The organism is Cupriavidus sp. 10L43_2, assembly GCF_056395265.1.
The window spans coordinates 53,163-70,880 of sequence record NZ_JBFTJE010000009.1 but is presented as its reverse complement, the minus strand read 5'-3'; the positions used below and the strand labels follow the sequence as shown (position 1 = coordinate 70,880).

Genomic DNA, 17,718 nt, shown 5'->3' with positions numbered 1-17,718 from the left:
AGGGCAACGGGCACGTCGGCGTGCCCGTTTTTCATGGTGCGACTGGATCGGACTCGTCCGAAAAGAACACGTCCTTGACGGCGGCCTCGATGGCGTCGAACGCGGCCGGCTGCACGCGCAGGGCCAGTTGCTTGCGCCAGCGGTTGGAAACGCGGCCTTTCTCGCGGAAGCAGTTCGAAACCAGCGTGGCAAGGTCCGCGTTGCGGATGTCGAACTGTGCATCCACACGCTTGGCCACTTCGTCATAGCCGATCAGGAAGCGCGTTTCGGCTTCCAGGTCGTGCTCCAGGGCCTCCCGGACCATGCGCACGCCGAATTCCACGCACGACGTGGCATCCCAGTAGCGATAGGGCGTGGCCCCGGCGCTGGTCTCGCAATCGAACTGTTGATCGCCCAGCACCCGCACCCGCCAGAGCGCGCGCACCGGCTTGGAGAAGCTCTCCAGCGCGGCGAGGTAGTCGGCTTCATGCCGCTTGATGGCCACCGAGACCGGCAGCAGGAAGCCTTTGGCCATCTTGCCCGAGCGGCACAGCGCGTGGTGGATCAGGAAGCGCGAGAGCCGCCCGTTGCCGTCCATGAACGGGTGGATGAAGACGAACCAGAACGACACCACGCTCGCCACGATCAGCGGGTCCACGTTGGCCGGCGGATCGTTGGCGAAGTCTTCCAGGGCCTGCATCAGGCCGGGCACGTCATCCGGCACGGGCGGCACGTAGGTGACGGACGCCGGCCCGTTGCCGCCCCGGCGCAGCCAGTTCTGCTCGGTGCGGTACTGCATCGCCTGGTCGAACGGGTTGGAGATGACATCGTTCTGGAGTTCGGTCAGGTACTCCTCGCTCAACGGCCGCTTTTCATGCGCGTGGCGCAGCAGCTGGACGAAGCGCTCGGACTTGTCCTGCGTGGCGCTCTCCCGTTCGATCTCGAACGAACTGTCGGTCTCGCTCAGGTAGGCCCAGTGCAGCGCGCGGTCCAGGATGTCCGGGCCGACTGAGGCGATAAAGGCGTCCATGCGCCCGAAGACGTCCATGTCGAGAATCGATTGGATGGTCTCGGTGCGGCGCACGGTGACGCAGTAGTCCAACTCGCCCAGCCCGTTGAAGCGCACGCGCCAGCGCGGATGGAGCTTGCCCGGCGCGGCGGTGTAGTAGCGCACCGGGTCGAACAGATTGACGTAGGGAACCTTGTCGGAGAGGGTGGGCGTGAGCGTCTGGCCGGTGAAGTGCTCCCACAGCATGGCCGCGATACGCCCGAAGCGGCTGGTGGGGTGCAGGTCCAGTTCGGCCTGCATTTCCGCCTGCGGCACCTGGGGCAGCGCCTGGGACAGGATGGCGAGGTTCACGCCCTCGTGCTTGATGGCGAAGAGCGTATGGGCGAGGAGTGGGGCGTCATCGGACGGCGCCACCTTGCGCGGGAACAGGATGGCGTCGGGCATCTCCAGGATGCGCGTCGTGGCGCCCGAGCGTGCCTCGCGGGTCACGGGCACCAAGGGTGACGTGAGGTGGTTCCGAACCCACGCATAGCCAACCTGCCGCATGTGATGCACGCCATTCCCTCCAATGTGATCAATAAGACCCAACAAAATTCGCGCTAAACGCACAAATTTTATATTTGGAGGCCAGGTTGTCTACTTTTTTTTAGGGAGACCGGGAAAAACGTAGAAAAACCGTCGTTTCGCGGCCCCGCCGCCCACCAAATTCGCGCTGAACGAACCGAATTTATATTTCGGCCGATTTTCCGCACTAAATTTTAGGGCGGCGCGGGATTTCAGTCAGGAAGTGCGTCGTAAGTCACCAAAAACACCTGTTCGTCGCCAGCGCTGACCGGCAGCCAGATGATGTCCAGGTTGGGGAAGGCCGTCTCGACGTTGGTCTGCTCGTTGCCGATCTCCACCACCAGCACGCCACCCGGATTGAGCCGCTTCTTCGCGCCGGAGATGATCCGACGCACGATGTCCATGCCATCGTCGCCCCCGGCCAGCGCGATGCGCGGTTCGGCCAGGTACTCCGGCGGCAGTTCGCGCATCGACTGCTCGTTGACGTACGGCGGATTGGTCAGGATGACATCGTAGGTGGCGCCCGACGGCAGCGGCGCGTACAGATCCCCTTCATACAGCGCGATGCGCTCGCCCATCTTGTAGTCGGCCACGTTGCGGCGCGCCACGGCCAGGGCATCGGGGGAGATGTCCACGGCGTCGATCCGGGCGTTCGGCCAGACGTGCGCGGCGATGATCGGCAGGCAGCCCGACCCGGTGCAGAGTTCCAGCGCGGTGGTAATCCCGTCCGTCTCGCCCAGCCACGGCTCCAGGCCTTCCTGGAGCAATTCGCCGATGAAGCTGCGCGGCACGATCACGCGGGAGTCCACGTAGAAGCGCAGGCCGTGCATGAACGCCTCGTGCGTGATGTAGGCGGCCGGCACGCGCTCGGTCACGCGGCGCTCGATCACGTCGAGCACGGCTTGCACCTCTTCGGGCAGCAGGCGCGCGTCCAGGAACGGGTCGAGCGTGTCGAGCGGCAGGTTCAGCGTATGCAGCACCAGGTAGGCCGCTTCATCGTAGGCATTGGCGCTGCCGTGGCCGAAGGACAGCTTGGCGGCGGTGAAGCGCGAGACCGCCAGGCGCAGCAGGTCGCGGACGGTTTGCAGGGGGGAAGAGGCCATGGGAGACACCACAATAAGGATAAGAAAAGGGGCCGCCAGGGCCCCCGTCGTCGCTGCCGGTCAGGCGATCAGCCGTTCCAGCACGCCGCGGTAGACATTCTTTAGCGGCTCGATGAAGCGCACTTCCACATGCTCGTCGATCTTGTGGATGCTCGCGTTAGGCGGGCCGAACTCGATCACCTGCGGGCAGATCTTGGCGATGAAACGCCCATCGGAGGTGCCGCCAGTCGTCGACAGCTCGGTCTTGACGCCCATCTCGGCCGCGATGGCGGCGCTCAACGCGTCGGACAGGTCGCCGCGCGGGGTCAGGAACGGTTCGCCGCCCAGCGTCCAGTCAAGCGTGTACTCAAGGCCGTGCTGGTCGAGGATGGCATGCACGCGGGCCTTCAGGCCGTCCGGCGTGCTGGCCGTCGAGAAGCGGAAATTGAAGTCGATGGTCACGTGGCCCGGAATCACGTTGGTCGCGCCCGTACCGCCATGGATGTTCGACATCTGCCACGTGGTGGGCGGGAAGTACTCGTTGCCCTGGTCCCAGGTCTCGGCGACCAGCGTGGTCAGCGCCGGTGCGGCCAGGTGGATCGGGTTGCGGGCCAGGTGCGGATAGGCGATATGCCCCTGCACGCCCTTGACCGTCAGCTTGCCGGACAGCGAGCCGCGCCGGCCGTTCTTGACCATGTCGCCGAGGGTGTCCACCGAAGTCGGCTCGCCGATCACGCAGTAGTCCAGCCGCTCGCCGCGCGCCTTGAGGGCCTCCACCACCTTCACGGTGCCGTCGTGCGCCGGGCCTTCCTCGTCGCTGGTGATCAGGAAGGCGATGGAGCCGGCGTGGGCCGGGTGCTTGGCCACGAATTCCTCCACGGCGACCACGAAGCCGGCGATGGAGGTCTTCATGTCCGCCGCGCCCCGGCCGTAGAGCTTGCCGTCGCGGTGGGTGGGCTGGAACGGGTCCGATTGCCACTGGTCCACCGGGCCGGTGGGCACCACGTCGGTATGGCCGGCGAAGGCCAGCAGCTTGCCCGCCGTGCCCGCCGTGCCGCGCTTCACCGCCCACAGGTTCGTCACGCGGAAGTCGTCGGGGCCGCTGACGAGGTTTTCGCACACGAAGCCGAGGGCCTTCAGGCGGGATTCCAGCACGGCCTGGCAGCCTTCGTCAGCGGGCGTGACGGAGCGGCGGCGGATCAGGTCTTCGGTCAGGGCGAGGGTGGGGTTCATGTTGCGGTGGCGGCAGGAAAATTCAGAAAAGTGCGGCGTAGCCGTCGGCGGAAAAACCCACGCTGACCTGGCCGTTGCGGTCCAGCACGGGCCGCTTGATCAGGGACGGACTGGTTTGCATCAGCGCGATGGCGCCGGTTTCGGACTCGGCACTGGCCTTGTCCGCGTCGGACAGCGCGCGGTAGGTGGTGCCCTTCTTGTTCAGCAGCGTGGCCAGCGGCACGTGCTTGAGCCAGGCGCGCAGCAGCGTTTCGTCCACGCCTTGCTTCTTGAAGTCGTGGAACGTATACGGCACGCCGTTCGTGTCGAGCCAGGTGCGTGCCTTCTTGACGGTGTCGCAGTTCGGAATGCCGTAGAGCAGGACAGTCATGGTGATTATCGGAACAGCAGGTTGAGGGCGATGACCAGCCCGCCCAGGCCCAGCGCCACGCCGGTCATGGCCACGGCGGTCATCAGCCGCAGGCGGCGGTCCAGCCGGGCGGCTTCCTTGCGCAGCGCCTCGATGGTGATGGCGTGCTGCTCGGCCAGCAGCTTCACGGCCTCGGCCTGCTGCATGGCCGCCATTTCCAGTTCGGCGATGCGGGCGGCGGGGTCGCGCGGCTCCAGCGTGCCGCCGATGTCCGGCTCGTCCTTGCGGCGGCCCTTCTTGATCTTCTCGATGGTCTTGTTGGCCTGGTCGAGGATGGTAGGGAGCAGGGAGAGCACGGTGCTGACAGTGGCGGGGTCTAGGGCCATGAGTCGCTTGCGGAGGGAGGGCATGGGCGAATCGGTTCGCCGCCGGCCATCCTCGACGAGGATGGCCGGCGGCGCTGCGGCGGCTTGTGCGGATCAGTCGCCGCGCAGCAGGTCGTTCAGGCTGGTCTTGGCGCGGGTTTGCGCGTCCACCTTCTTCACGATCACGGCGCAGTACAGGCTGTACTTGCCATCCTTGGACGGCAGGTTGCCGGCCACCACGACCGAACCGGCCGGGACGCGGCCATAGTGGATCTCGCCGGTTTCGCGGTCATAGATCTTGGTCGACTGGCCCAGGTACACGCCCATCGAGATCACCGAGTTCTCTTCCACGATCACGCCTTCCACCACTTCCGAGCGCGCGCCGATGAAGCAGTTGTCCTCGATGATCACCGGGTTGGCCTGCAGCGGCTCCAGCACGCCGCCGATGCCCACGCCGCCCGACAGGTGGACGTTCTTGCCGATCTGCGCGCACGAACCCACGGTGGCCCAGGTATCGACCATCGTGCCTTCATCCACATAGGCGCCAATGTTCACGTACGACGGCATCAGCACGGCGTTCTTGGCGATGAACGAACCACGGCGGGCCACGGCGGGCGGCACCACGCGGAAACCGGCGCGGGCGAAATCGTCGCCGGTCCAGTTGGCGAACTTGGTCGGCACTTTGTCGTAGAACTGTGCGAAGCCGCCAGCGGCCATCGGCGCGTTGTCTTCCAGGCGGAACGAGAGCAGCACGGCCTTCTTGATCCACTGGTTGACGACCCATTCCTTGCCTTGCTTTTCGGCCACGCGCAGGGCGCCGGCGTCGAGCTGGGAGATCACGTTGGCCACCGCCTCGCGGATGTCGTTCGGGGCGGACTTGGGCGACAGGCTGGCGCGGTCTTCCCAGGCCTGGTCGATCAGGGCTTGCAGTGCTTGCGTCATGGTCGTTTCTTTAGTGGTGATTGTTCAGGTAATTGTTCAGGCAAAAGCGTTGGTCCGCCGGAGCGGGATCAGTGCCCGCCCAGCGACTTGCAAAATTCGACGATCCGGCGCGCGCCTTCCACGCATTCGTCCGGCGTGGCCACCAGGGCCATTCGCACGCGGTTCTTGCCCGGGTTCGCGCCATGGGCGTCGCGCGCGAGGTAGCTGCCGGGCAGCACGGCCACGTTCTGCTCGGCCAGCAGGCGCACGGCGAAGTCGGTATCGGACAACCCGGTGCGCGAGACATCGGCCCAGAGATAGAAGGCGGCATCGGGAAGTGTCACATCGAGCACTTCGGCCAGCATCGGCGTCACGGCGCTGAACTTCTTCACGTACGCCGCGCGGTTCTCGCGCACATGGGCCTCGTCGTTCCACGCGGCCACGCTGGCGGCCTGCACGGCAGGGTTCATGGCCGCGCCGTGGTAGGTACGGTATAGCAGGAATTTCTTGAGAATTGCCGGGTCGCCGGCCACGAAGCCCGAACGCAGGCCCGGCACGTTCGAGCGCTTGGAGAGGCTCGAGAACATCACCAGCCGCTCGAAGCCGCGGCCCAGCTTGTGGGCGGCTTCCAGCGCGCCAAGCGGCGGGTTGGCTTCGTCGAAATAGATCTCGGAATAGCATTCATCCGAGGCGATCACGAAGCCGTGGCGATCGGACAATTCGAACAGTTGCTTCCAGTCCGCCAGCGACATCACGGCCCCGGTGGGATTGCCCGGCGAGCAGACGTACAGCAACTGGACGTCTTGCCAGGTCTCGGCGCCGATCTGGTCGAACGCGGGCGCAAAGTTGCGTGCCGGGTCGCTGTTGGCGAATACCGGCTTGGCGCCAGCCAGCAGCGTGGCGCCTTCGTAGATCTGGTAGAACGGGTTCGGGCACAGCACCAGCGGGTTGGGGCGGCTGGCGTCCACCACGGTCTGGGCGAAGGCGAACAGCGCCTCGCGCGAGCCGGTCACGGGCAGGACTTCCGTGGCGGCGTCCACTTTCGGCAGGCCGTAGCGGCGTTCCAGCCAGCCGGCGATGCCTTGGCGCAGTGCGTCGGTGCCGGCGGTGCTCGGGTAGCTGGCCAGTCCGGCCAGCGACGCGGTCATCGCCTGCTTGATGAATTCGGGGGTCGGATGCTTGGGCTCGCCAATGCCGAAGCTGATGGCTGGCTTGTCGGCGGGTTTGACGTCCGCCACCAGCACGCGCAGTTTCTCGAAGGGATAGGTCTGGAGCAGGTCGAGGCGCGGATTCACGGTGGCAGGCAGGCGGGGCGGTTGAAACCCGGCATTATAAAGGAATGCCGCCGACGCCCCGCGTGCCGGCTTCGCTTAATAAAGCATCACTCGCGACACCGTGGCCACCAGCGGCCGGCGGATGAACCGCTCCAGCGCCGCGTTCAGGTGCAGCGGACGCAACAGCATCTTCACCGTCATCTCGAGCGGCAGGTTCCGGCGCACCACGGCGCTGCACTGGGAGTTCAGCGCGCGCACGTCGCGCTCCGGCACGTCTTCCTGATTGCGCTCCACCCGCAGTACGTTGCGCAGCGCGATCTCGGCATCCTCGTTCTTGATTTCGAGCAAACGCCGCGCCAGCGCGCCCAGCACCCGGGCGCGCCCAATCCGCTCCTGCCCGTTCAAGGCATTGAAATAGCGGAAGAAATGCTTGTAGTGGCGTACCTCGTCGTTGGCGATGCGGCGCGTCAGGTCGCGCAGCACCGGCTCGTCGCTGGCCTGCTCCAGCGCGCGGTAGTAGGTGGCCGTGCCGGTCTCGACCACGCAGCGCGCCGCCATCTCCAGCGCGTGCGACCGCTCGAAATTGTCGATCGAGCAGGTCTTGCTGTATTCGTCGAAGAAGCGCTGGTAGCCGCGCGGCCAGTCGAACTCCGGCCAGACATGCTCCACGTAGCGGCGCAGCGCGAAGCCGTGCTGCAGCTCCTCGGATTCCCAGTGCCGGGCGAGCCACGTGGCGGCCTCGGGCACATGGGCGTAGTAGGTGGCGAGGTTGCCTGCGTAGGTGTCGGAGCCGCTTTCGATAAACGATGCGGCGACGAGCAGGTAGAACAGCGTACGGTTGTCGCGCACCTTTTCCACGTCGATGGACGCGTAGTCGATGTCGGACACGGACCAGGGCAGGTCGTCCCGTTCCGGGGTCGCTTGGCTTACGGTCATGCACAGATCTCCAGGCAAATCGCGACCTGCAGGCGGCGTGTGACGGCCGGATGACGGTCGAGCGGCGGGGAGGGCGCTTCGCGCCGGAGGGGCTCCGGGGTCACGCCAGCATTCCAAGAGACTAGCACTAACCCTAGGAAGTTTCTTTTGGATTTGCCGCGTGGGCGTCGCATCGCGGTGTTGCGGTCACGCAGCAGCCACCTCGAAACCGCTTGCATGAATAGACGCAACTCGTGGAAAAGCAAGGATTTTCCGGGCGGGGAATGGGAGGTCCGAAACGCCGCCCATCGGGCGATAAAGCGGCCGGACGAACGGTGCGCGATGGTATGATTACCGCCAATCTAATCGGGCCCCAACGGGTCGCATGAGACGTAGACGTCACGTCGCGTCGAGCGCCTCCGGGGCAGCCCGGCTTTTCCAACATTCGTAACGCCCAAACCACACGACAACCGTGCGACTGTCCTCGATCAAGCTGGCGGGCTTCAAGTCCTTCGTCGATCCCACCAATTTTCAAGTGCCCGGCCAACTGGTCGGCATCGTCGGTCCCAACGGCTGCGGCAAATCCAACATCATCGACGCCGTGCGTTGGGTGCTGGGTGAGTCACGCGCGTCCGAACTGCGTGGCGAATCCATGCAGGACGTCATCTTCAACGGTTCCACCGCGCGCAAGCAGGCCGGGCGCGCCAGCGTGGAACTGGTGTTCGACAACGCCGAAGGCCGCGCCGCCGGCCAGTGGAGCCAATACGCCGAAGTGGCCGTCAAGCGCGTGCTGACCCGCGACGGCACCTCCTCGTACTACATCAACAACCAGCCGGTGCGCCGGCGCGACATCCAGGACATCTTCCTGGGCACCGGCCTCGGGCCGCGCGCCTACGCCATCATCGGGCAGGGCATGATCTCGCGGATCATCGAGGCCAAGCCCGATGACATGCGGATTTTCCTGGAAGAGGCCGCGGGCGTCTCCAAGTACAAGGAACGCCGCCGCGAGACCGAAAACCGCCTGGGCGACACGCGCGAGAACCTGACCCGCGTGGAAGACATCCTGCGCGAACTCGGCGCCAACCTCGACAAGCTGGAAGGCCAGGCCGAGGTGGCCCAGCGCTTCAAGACGCTGCATGCCGACGGCGAGGAAAAGCAGCAACTGCTGTGGCTGCTGCGCAAGCGCGAGGCCCAGGCCGAGCAGGAGCGCCATGCGCGCGCCATCGAGCAGGCCCAGATCGACCTGGAAGCCCAGACCGCCCAGCTACGCCATGTGGAAGCCGAGCTGGAGACGATGCGCGCGGCGCACTACGCCGCGTCGGACGGCATGCACGCCGCACAGGGCGCGCTGTACGAAGCCAATTCCGAGGTCAGCAAGCTCGAAGCCGAGATCCGCTATGTGGTGGAGTCGCGCAATCGCGTGCAGGCGCAGATCGCCGCGCTGACCACCCAGCGCGAGCAATGGCAGGGCAAGGCGGAGCAGGCCACCGAGGAACTGGCGCAGGCCGAGGAAAACCTCGCCCTGTCCGAGGCCCGCACCATCGAGGCGCAGGACGCCGTGGCGCAGAAGTCCGACGAACTGCCGACGCTGGAAGGCCAGTGGCGCGATGCCCAGCAACTGCTGAACGAGCAGCGCGCCGGCATCATGCAGGCCGAGCAGACGCTGAAGCTCGAGGCCGCCCAGCAGCGCAGTGCCGACCAGATGCTCCAGCAGCTGGAGCAGCGCAAGGAACGCCTGTCACTGGAAGACAAGGGGCTCGACCGCCCCGACGAGACCCGTCTGGAAGAACAACGCGGCGAACTGGCCGAGCAGGAAGCGATGCTCGAGGAAGCCCAGGCCTTGCTGATGGACAGCGAGGACCGCGTGCCGCGCCTGGACGGCGAGCGCCGCAGCGCGCAGGAGCGCGTGCAGAGCGAGGCCGCCGCCATCGCCGCGCTGGAAGCCCGCCTCTCCGCGCTGCGCCAGCTGCAGGAAAACGTGCAGACCGAAGGCAAGGTCCAGCCGTGGCTGGAGCGCCATGGTCTGGCCGAGCTGCCGCGCCTGTGGAAGAAGGTTCATATCGAGCCGGGCTGGGAAAACGCGCTCGAATCCGTGCTGCGCGAGAAGTTGGCCGCACTGGAAGTGTCCAACCTGGACTGGGTCAAGGCCTTCCTGTCCGATGCCCCGCCCGCCAAGCTGGCCTTCTACTCGCCGCCGTCCGCCGCGCGGCCCGTGGACGCGCCGGCCGGGCTGCGTCCGCTGATGTCGCTGGTGCAGATCACCGAGCCGGGCATCCGCGCGGTCATGCAGGACTGGCTGGCCGACATCTACACCGCCACCGACATGGCACAGGCGCTGGCCGGGCGCGGCACGCTGCCCGAGGGCGCGCAGTTTGTCGTCGCCGAAGGTCACCTGGTGGGCCGCAACGCGATCCAGATCTACGCTGCCGATTCGGAGCAGGCCGGCATGCTGGCCCGCGAGCAGGAAATCGAAAACCTGCAGAAGCAGGCGCGCGCGCAGATGCTGCTGTCCGACGAGGCCAAGACCCAGGCCGTGCGCGCGGAGTCGGCCTACACCCAGGCCAGTCAGGCGCTGGCCGAGGCCCGCACCCGTGCCGAGCAGGCCACGCGGCGCGTGCACACGTTGCAGATGGACGTGCTCAAGCTGTCGCAGGCGATGGAGCGATTCTCSGCSCGKAGCGGCCAGATCCGCGAGGAACTGKCSGAGATCGRSGCSCAGATCGAGGARCARCGCGCCGTGCGYGCSGARTCCGAGGCGASCTTCGAGCAGCACGACACCCAGCTGGCCGAGATGCAGGCGGCTCACGAAGACCACCAGATGGCCTTCGAGGCGCTGGACGGCAAGCTGACCGGCGCGCGCCAGCAGTTGCGCGATTTCGAACGGGCTGCGCAGGAGGCGGTGTTCGGCGAGCGCAATCTGTCCGGCCGCATCGACGAACTGCGCCGCAACATCCAGATGGCGGCGGACCAGTCCGAGCGGATCGCCGAATCGCTGGAAAACGCACGCGTCGAGCTTGAGACGATCAACGAGCAGACCGCCCACACCGGCCTGCAAGAGGCGCTGGAAGTGCGCGCCGAGAAGGAAGAGAAGCTGTCGGCGGCGCGCATCGAGCTGGATGCGCTGTCCGCACAGCTCCGCCAGTTCGACGAACAGCGCCTGGCCGCCGAGCGCAGCCTGCAGCCGCTGCGCGACCGCATCACCGAGTTGCAGCTCAAGGAGCAGGCTGCGCGCCTGAACCAGGAGCAGTTCACCGAGCAACTGACGACCGCGCAGGTCGACGAGGTGGCGCTGGCCGAGAAGCTGACCGGCGACCTGAAGCCGTCCTACCTGCAAGGCGAGGTCACGCGTATCAACAACGCGATCAACGCGCTGGGCCCGGTCAACATGGCCGCGCTCGATGAACTGTCCGCCGCGCGCGAGCGCAAGACCTTCCTCGATGCCCAGTCGGCCGACCTGAACGACGCCATCAACACGCTCGAGGACGCCATTGCGAAGATCGACCAGGAGACGCGCGCGCTGCTGCAAGGCACGTTCGACCAGGTCAACCATCACTTCGGCGAGCTGTTCCCGCAGCTGTTCGGTGGCGGCCAGGCGCGCCTGATCATGACCGGCGAGGAAATCCTCGAYGCSGGCGTGCAGGTGATGGCCCAGCCCCCGGGCAAGAAGAACTCGACGATTCACCTGCTGTCCGGCGGCGAGAAGGCGCTGACCGCGATTGCGCTGGTGTTCGCGATGTTCCAGCTCAACCCGGCGCCGTTCTGCCTGCTGGACGAGGTGGACGCGCCGCTCGACGATGCCAATACCGAGCGCTACGCCAACATGGTGGCGCACATGTCCGACAAGACCCAGTTCGTGTTTATTTCTCACAACAAGATAGCGATGGAGATGGCCCACCAGCTGATCGGCGTGACCATGCAGGAGCAAGGCGTGTCGCGGATCGTGGCGGTGGATATGGATGCAGCAGTGTCTATGGCGGAGGCCGCTTGAGATGGAACTGCAAAACGCTCTGATCATCGCCGGTGTCATCCTGTTGCTGTTGCTGGTGGCGTACAACCGCTGGCAGATCCACAAGGCGCGCCGCGTGCGGCCGCTGATGCCTGAAGACGACCTGCCGCCCATGCGCGAGCCGGTGGTGGGCAAGACCGTGCATCCCGAGACGGCCGCCAAGCTGCAGGAGCTGCCGCCCGAGCACATCGCCCGGCGCGAGCCCACGCTGGGCGAGGCTGGCAAGATGGCCAGGCCTGAGGTGAAGCCAGCCACCCGGCAGGAGTCGAAGCACGACGCCGAGGTAGCCACTGCCACTGCCGCCGCGCATGCAGCCGCAGGTTCGGCCGATGCGGACGAGATCGTCGCCGACGAAGTGGCCGTGGCGGCATCGCCGGCCATGGCGCAGCCTGCCAGCCGGAATGAGCAAGCCGACGAGGACAGCGATCAGGCCCAAACCGCCACCGTGGCGGCGCCCGTGCCGAAGCCCGCCGCCTCGGAGGCCGCCTCCGCTGCGATGGACGGCCAGCCGGCCCAGGCGGTGATCGACCCGCTGATCGACTGCATCGTGCCGATGCACCTTGAGCGCAAGGCGTCTGGCGACCGCATCCTGCCGCTGACGGGCCGGCTGCGCCGTGCCGGGACCAAGCAGGTCCATATCGAGGGCCTGCGTGCCGAAGCCAACGCCTGGGAGCCGGTGACTGCCGGTCACCAGTACGAGGACATCCAGGTCGCCGTGCAGCTGGCCAACCGCAGCGGCCCGCTGAACGCGCTGGAGTTCTCCGAATTCGTCAATGCCGTGGAGGCGCTGGCCGAGGCGCTCGATGCGTCGGCAGACCTCCCCGACATGACCGAGACCGTCGCCAACGCCCGCGAGTTGGACGGCTTTGCCGCCGGCGCCGACGTGCAGCTTGGCGTGAACGTGATTTCCGATGGCGCGCCGTGGTCGGCCGCCTATGTGCAGACCGTGGCCACGCAGGACGGGCTGGTGCTGTCTCGCGACGGCACGCGCTTCATCCGCTATGAACCGGGCGCCGATGGCGTGCAAAAGCCGCTGTTCACGCTCCAGTTCGGCGACACGAACTTCCTGCGCGATGACCTGACCGTCAACGCTGGCCGCCAGATCACGCTGCTGCTGGACGTGCCGCAGGCCGCGCAGGCCGTCAAGCCGTTCAAGACCGTGTGCGAGTACGGCTACAGCCTCGCCCAGCGCATGGGCGCCCAGCTCGTGGACGACAACATGCGGCCGCTGACCGAGGCTTCGTTCGTGGCGATCTTCGCCCAGCTCGAAAAGCTGTACGAGAAGCTTGAGGCGCGCGGCATGCCCGCCGGCTCATCGGCGGCCCAGCGCCTGTTCAGCCTGTAAGGAAGCCTGCCATGACCGCCAAGACTCAGGGCGCGCAGGCTCCGGCCTCCGCGCCCCCCGACGCGTTGCCGGCCGATGCTGCCGCCACCGCGCGCGTGCAATGGCTGCGCGATGAACTCGATCGCCACGCCTACCAGTATTACGTGCTCGATGACCCGTCGATTCCGGACGCCGAGTACGATGCGCTGTTCAGCGAACTCCAGGCGCTGGAGACCGAGCATCCCGACTTGCTGACCGACGATTCGCCCACGCAGCGCGTGGGCGGCGCGCCGCTGTCCGCGTTCGACTCCGTGCGGCATCGCGTGCCGATGCTGTCGCTGAACAACGGCTTCGCCGACGAGGACGTCGTCAATTTCGACCGCCGCTGCGCCCAGGGGCTGGGCCGGACCGCCGCTGCGCCCGCGCCGGCTGACGACCTGTTCAGCGCCGCCGAGGCGACCGATCAGGCCGTGGAATACGCCTGCGAACTGAAGTTCGACGGTCTGGCCATGTCGCTGCGCTATGAGGACGGCAAGCTCGTGCAGGCCGCCACGCGCGGCGACGGCGAGACCGGCGAGGATGTGACCGTCAACGTGCGAACCATCAAGGCGATTCCGCTTAAGCTGCGCGGCAAGGCGCCGGCCGTGCTGGAAGTGCGCGGCGAGGTCTTCATGTACCGCGCCGAGTTCGACAAACTCAACGCACGCCAGGCCGAGGCCGGGGAGAAGACCTTCGTCAATCCGCGCAACGCGGCCGCCGGCAGCCTGCGGCAGCTCGATCCGCGCATCACGGCCAAGCGCCCGCTGTCTTTCTTCGCCTACGGTATCGGCGAGTTGCAGGGCGCGGACCGGCCCGCCACCCACAGCGTAATGCTCGACGGCTTTGCCGGGCTGGGCCTGCCGGTCTGCACCGAGCGCCAGGTGGTGAAGGGGGCGCAGGGCCTGCTGGCCTTCTATCGCGATATTGGCGCGCGCCGCGACCAGCTGCCGTACGACATCGACGGCGTGGTCTACAAGGTCAACGCGATTGCCGAGCAGGAGCAGCTTGGCTTCGTCTCGCGCGCGCCGCGCTTTGCGCTGGCGCACAAGTTCCCGGCGCAGGAGATGACGACGACCGTCGAGGACATCGAGGTGCAGGTGGGCCGCACGGGCGCCATCACGCCCGTGGCGCGGCTCGCGCCGGTGTTCGTGGGCGGCGTGACCGTGACCAACGCCACGCTCCACAACGAGGACGAGATCCGTCGCAAGGATGTGCATATCGGCGATACGGTGATCGTGCGCCGAGCCGGCGACGTGATTCCCGAGGTGGTGGCCGTGGTGCTGGAACGGCGCCCGGCTGACGCGCGCGCGTTCGTCATGCCGACCACCTGCCCGGTGTGCGGCTCGCACGTGGAGCGGCTGGAGGACGAGGCCATCGCCCGTTGCACCGGCGGCCTGATCTGCGCCGCGCAGCGCAAGCAGGCGCTGCTGCACTTCGCCCAGCGCCGTGCGATGGACATCGAGGGCCTGGGCGACAAGGTGGTGGAGCAACTGGTCGACCTGGGCATTGTCCGCACCCCGGCGGACCTCTTCAAGCTCGGCGTAGCCAAGCTGGCCGCGCTGGACCGGATGGCCGACAAGTCGGCGACGAACCTCGTGGCCGCCATCGACAAGTCGCGCAGCACCACGCTGAACCGCTTTATCTTCGCGCTGGGCATCCGCCACGTGGGCGAGGCCACGGCCAAGGATCTCGCCAAGCACTTTGGCAAGCTGGACAACCTGCTGGCCGCCGACGAGGCCGCGCTGCTCGACGTCAACGACGTCGGGCCGGTGGTGGCGCAGTCGATCGCCAACTTCCTGGGCGAGCCGCACAACGTGGAGGTGGTCGAGCAACTGCGCGCCGCCGGCGTACACTGGCCGGAGAGCGAGCCTGCGGCCCGCGCGCCGCTGCCGCTGGCCGGCAAGACCTTCGTGCTGACCGGCACGCTGCCGACGCTTTCGCGCGAGGACGCCAAGGCGCGGCTGGAAGCGGCCGGCGCCAAGGTGGCCGGCTCGGTGTCGAAGAAGACCGACTACGTGGTGGCTGGCGCCGAGGCGGGCAGCAAGCTCGAAAAGGCGCAGGCGCTCGGCGTGGCGGTGATCGACGAGGATGGCATGTTGGCGCTACTGGCCGACGCCACGGGCGCACAACCGGAGGACGCGCAATGATCCGTGACATTTTGAAGATGGGAGATTCGCGCCTGACGCAGGTGGCGCGGCCCGTGACTGCGTTCAACACGCCCGAGCTGCGCGTGCTGATCGACGATATGTTCGACACGATGGCGCACGCCAACGGCGCCGGCCTGGCCGCGCCGCAGATTGGCGTGGACCTGCAGGTGGTGATCTTCGGCTTCGACAGCAACCCGCGCTATCCGGACGCCCCGATGGTGCCGAAGACGGTGCTGATCAATCCGGTGCTGGAACCGCTCTCCGACGAGATGGAAGAGGGCTGGGAAGGGTGCCTGTCGGTGCCGGGGCTGCGAGGCGTGGTGCCGCGCCATGCCCGACTGAAGTATTCGGGATTCGACCCGATGGGGAACCCGATCGAGCGGGTGGCCGATGGCTTCCATGCGCGCGTGGTGCAGCATGAGTGCGACCACCTGATCGGCGTGCTGTACCCGATGCGGGTGAAGGACTTCACGCGCTTCGGCTTCACCGAGGTGCTGTTCCCGGAGCTGCCGGCGAACTACGACGATTGAGGCGGCTGGCCTCCCTCACCGCTTGCCGGCGAGGGAGGCGCAACCTGACGTCAGAACTTCTCGAACGCCCCCAGGAAGCGCCACTGGCCCGGCGGCAGGTCGCCCAGCACGATGCGGCCCATGCGCACGCGCTTCAGGCCCACCACGCGCAGGCCAACCTGCTCGCACATGCGGCGAATCTGGCGCTTGCGGCCTTCGCGCAACACGAAGCGCAGCTGCTCCTCGTTCTGCCAGCTCACCTTGGCGGGCTTCAGCGGCACGCCGTCGAGCGACAGGCCGTGGCGCAGCCGCTCGATCTCCTCGGCCGGGAACACGGTGCTGATGTCTCGCTCGATCGGACCTTCCGGCGATTCCCAGACCACGCGGACCAGATATTCCTTCTCCACATTCGAGTCGTCGCCGATCAGCGCGCGTGCCACGCGGCCGTCCTGCGTCAGCACGAGCAGGCCGGTGGAGTCGATATCGAGACGGCCGGCCGGGGCCAGGTTCTTGCGCTGCCACGGCTGGAAACGCTTGCGGGTGGGGTCTTCGGCCCACTGGTTCTCGGGCGCGAACAGCACGGCGGCCGGCTCGTAGCCGTCTTCGGCCTGACCTGAGACATAGCCGACAGGCTTGTTGATCAGCACGGTCACGCGCTCGCCCTGTTCGGAGCGGGCGGCCTGCAGGATCTCGATCTCGGCGTCGGGGCGGACGCGCGAACCCAGTTCGGTCACGGCCTTGCCGTCCACGTGCACCCAGCCACGCGGAATCCACTCGTCGGCCTCGCGGCGCGAGCAGAGGCCCAGCTCCGACATGCGCTTGGACAGGCGGATGAGACCGTCGTCGTTGGCCTCCGCCTGCTGCCGGACCGGCTCGCGCGCCTCGGCGCGGGGCGCCGGACGCTCGGGTCGCACCGGACGCGCACGATCGGCGGTGTCGCTGAAGCGACGGGTCGGCGCGGCAGGACGGCGCGCGTCATCGCCATCGGCACGACGCTGCGGCGGACGGCGCTCGTCATCGCCATAACGGCGCGGCGGGCGGGCTTCGTCCTCACCGAAACGGCGCGGACGCGGCGCGCCGCGGTCGTCATTGCCGAAGCTGCGCTGCGGCGGACGGCGGTCGTCGCCGCTGAAACCACGCTGCGGGGGACGGCGGTCGTCGCCGCTGAAGCCGCGTTGCGGGGGGCGGCGGTCATCGCCGCTGGAACCACCCTGCGGCGGGCGGCGCTCGTCATCGCCATACCGGCGCGGCGGGCGGGCTTCATCGTCACCGAAACGGCGCGGACGCGGCGCGCCGCGATCATCGTTGCCGAAGCTGCGCTGGGGCGGGCGGCGGTCGTCGCCGCCGAAGCCACGTTGCGGGGGACGGCGATCATCGCCGCCGAAGCCACGTTGCGGAGGGCGGCGCTCGTCATCGCCATAACGGCGCGGCGGGCGGGCCTCGTCATCGCCGAAACGGCGGGGACGCGGCGCACCGCGATCATCGTTCCCGAAGCTGCGCTGGGGCGGACGGCGATCATCGCCGCCGAAGCCACGCTGCGGCGGGCGGCGTTCGTCATCGCCATAGCGGCGCGGCGGACGGGCTTCGTCGTCACCAAAACGACGGGGGCGGGGCGGACGGTCGTCGCCACCGGCGCCACGCTGGGGCGGACGGCGGTCATCGCCGCTGAAACCACGCTGCGGCGGGCGTCGCTCGTCGTCGCCATAGCGGCGCGGCGGCCGATCCCCCTCGGGGCGCGGACGGGCAGGGCGCGCCGGGCGCTCTCCACGATCCGCCCGATCAGGCCGGGCGGCGCCCTCGGCGGGAGCGGCCTTGCGCTTGTTGCGCTCGCCCGCGCGTTCCCGCGCCTCCTTGATGCCCGTCACCACGTCCTGCACGCGCTTGCGGTTCAGGTCGGAGACGCGCACCGGGCGGGTGGGCTTGCGCGGCGCGTCCGAGGTGGACGTGGCGGTCTTGATGCCCAGCGTCTTGCGGCCGGGCGTTTTGCTGTCTGTCATATCGT

At 67.5% G+C, this 17,718-nt stretch carries 13 protein-coding genes; 4 read left to right on the top strand and 9 right to left on the bottom strand.

Going from position 1 to position 17,718, the window contains the following annotated elements; all coding sequences use genetic code 11:
• Nucleotides 1–31: 31 nt before the first annotated feature.
• The 8 genes from AC1DEL_RS14980 to AC1DEL_RS14945 all read right to left on the bottom strand — a co-directional run bounded on the left by AC1DEL_RS14980 (nucleotide 32) and on the right by AC1DEL_RS14945 (nucleotide 7,712).
• The gene (locus tag AC1DEL_RS14980) at nucleotides 32–1,483 is read right to left on the bottom strand and encodes a Fic family protein (RefSeq protein ID WP_477126370.1); all 1,452 of its coding nucleotides are present in this window, start codon (nucleotides 1,481–1,483) and stop codon (nucleotides 32–34) included.
• Between the two features lie 281 nt (nucleotides 1,484–1,764).
• Nucleotides 1,765–2,655, bottom strand: a complete 891-nt coding sequence (gene prmB, locus AC1DEL_RS14975; RefSeq protein ID WP_477126371.1) for a 50S ribosomal protein L3 N(5)-glutamine methyltransferase — start codon at nucleotides 2,653–2,655, stop codon at nucleotides 1,765–1,767.
• A gap of 60 nt (nucleotides 2,656–2,715) precedes the next feature.
• Nucleotides 2,716–3,867, bottom strand: a complete 1,152-nt coding sequence (dapE, locus tag AC1DEL_RS14970) for a succinyl-diaminopimelate desuccinylase (RefSeq protein ID WP_441590794.1) — start codon at nucleotides 3,865–3,867, stop codon at nucleotides 2,716–2,718.
• A gap of 22 nt (nucleotides 3,868–3,889) precedes the next feature.
• Nucleotides 3,890–4,237 carry an arsenate reductase gene (locus AC1DEL_RS14965; protein ID WP_092297576.1) on the bottom strand — a complete coding sequence of 116 codons (348 nt, stop codon included), beginning with the start codon at nucleotides 4,235–4,237 and terminating at the stop codon, nucleotides 3,890–3,892.
• Nucleotides 4,238–4,242: 5 nt separating this feature from the next.
• Nucleotides 4,243–4,602, bottom strand: a complete 360-nt coding sequence (locus AC1DEL_RS14960; protein ID WP_255370906.1) for a hypothetical protein — start codon at nucleotides 4,600–4,602, stop codon at nucleotides 4,243–4,245.
• A 93-nt stretch (nucleotides 4,603–4,695) separates the two neighbouring features.
• A complete protein-coding gene (dapD, locus tag AC1DEL_RS14955; RefSeq protein ID WP_092297582.1) occupies nucleotides 4,696–5,523 on the bottom strand; it encodes a 2,3,4,5-tetrahydropyridine-2,6-dicarboxylate N-succinyltransferase in 828 nt (275 codons plus the stop codon).
• 68 nt (nucleotides 5,524–5,591) lie between these two features.
• Nucleotides 5,592–6,797 carry a succinyldiaminopimelate transaminase gene (gene dapC / locus AC1DEL_RS14950; RefSeq protein ID WP_477105726.1) on the bottom strand — a complete coding sequence of 402 codons (1,206 nt, stop codon included), beginning with the start codon at nucleotides 6,795–6,797 and terminating at the stop codon, nucleotides 5,592–5,594.
• A 75-nt stretch (nucleotides 6,798–6,872) separates the two neighbouring features.
• Complete coding sequence (locus tag AC1DEL_RS14945) at nucleotides 6,873–7,712, bottom strand: ferritin-like domain-containing protein (protein ID WP_092297588.1); 840 nt, start codon at nucleotides 7,710–7,712, stop codon at nucleotides 6,873–6,875.
• Between the two features lie 451 nt (nucleotides 7,713–8,163).
• Here AC1DEL_RS14945 and smc point away from each other — a divergent pair, with 451 nt between their 5' ends.
• Genes smc through def form a run of 4 tightly spaced genes read left to right on the top strand, consistent with a single transcriptional unit; the run spans nucleotide 8,164 to nucleotide 15,737 of the window.
• Nucleotides 8,164–11,679: a chromosome segregation protein SMC gene (smc, locus tag AC1DEL_RS14940; protein WP_477159105.1), complete on the top strand. Its 3,516-nt coding sequence runs from the start codon at nucleotides 8,164–8,166 to the stop codon at nucleotides 11,677–11,679.
• 1 nt (nucleotide 11,680) lies between these two features.
• Nucleotides 11,681–13,042, top strand: a complete 1,362-nt coding sequence (locus AC1DEL_RS14935) for a cell division protein ZipA C-terminal FtsZ-binding domain-containing protein (RefSeq protein WP_477126372.1) — start codon at nucleotides 11,681–11,683, stop codon at nucleotides 13,040–13,042.
• Between the two features lie 11 nt (nucleotides 13,043–13,053).
• On the top strand, nucleotides 13,054–15,207 hold the full coding sequence (gene ligA / locus AC1DEL_RS14930) for an NAD-dependent DNA ligase LigA (RefSeq protein ID WP_477126373.1): 2,154 nt from the start codon (nucleotides 13,054–13,056) through the stop codon (nucleotides 15,205–15,207).
• The gene (gene def / locus AC1DEL_RS14925) at nucleotides 15,204–15,737 is read left to right on the top strand and encodes a peptide deformylase (protein ID WP_092297601.1); all 534 of its coding nucleotides are present in this window, start codon (nucleotides 15,204–15,206) and stop codon (nucleotides 15,735–15,737) included. The genes ligA and def overlap by 4 nt, the downstream gene beginning before the upstream one ends.
• Nucleotides 15,738–15,787: 50 nt before the next feature.
• On the opposite strand, the gene AC1DEL_RS14920 is transcribed toward def, so the two are convergent.
• Nucleotides 15,788–17,713, bottom strand: a complete 1,926-nt coding sequence (locus AC1DEL_RS14920; RefSeq protein WP_477126374.1) for a pseudouridine synthase — start codon at nucleotides 17,711–17,713, stop codon at nucleotides 15,788–15,790.
• Nucleotides 17,714–17,718 lie beyond the last annotated feature (5 nt).

Coding starts and splice junctions, on each gene's coding strand:
- prmB (WP_477126371.1), bottom strand. CDS start 2,655: ATGGCCTCTTCCCCCCTGCAAACCGTCCGCGACCTGCTGCGCCTGGCG.
- dapE (WP_441590794.1), bottom strand. CDS start 3,867: ATGAACCCCACCCTCGCCCTGACCGAAGACCTGATCCGCCGCCGCTCC.
- AC1DEL_RS14965 (WP_092297576.1), bottom strand. CDS start 4,237: ATGACTGTCCTGCTCTACGGCATTCCGAACTGCGACACCGTCAAGAAG.
- AC1DEL_RS14960 (WP_255370906.1), bottom strand. CDS start 4,602: ATGGCCCTAGACCCCGCCACTGTCAGCACCGTGCTCTCCCTGCTCCCT.
- dapD (WP_092297582.1), bottom strand. CDS start 5,523: ATGACGCAAGCACTGCAAGCCCTGATCGACCAGGCCTGGGAAGACCGC.
- AC1DEL_RS14945 (WP_092297588.1), bottom strand. CDS start 7,712: ATGACCGTAAGCCAAGCGACCCCGGAACGGGACGACCTGCCCTGGTCC.
- AC1DEL_RS14935 (WP_477126372.1), top strand. CDS start 11,681: ATGGAACTGCAAAACGCTCTGATCATCGCCGGTGTCATCCTGTTGCTG.
- ligA (WP_477126373.1), top strand. CDS start 13,054: ATGACCGCCAAGACTCAGGGCGCGCAGGCTCCGGCCTCCGCGCCCCCC.
- def (WP_092297601.1), top strand. CDS start 15,204: ATGATCCGTGACATTTTGAAGATGGGAGATTCGCGCCTGACGCAGGTG.
- AC1DEL_RS14920 (WP_477126374.1), bottom strand. CDS start 17,713: ATGACAGACAGCAAAACGCCCGGCCGCAAGACGCTGGGCATCAAGACC.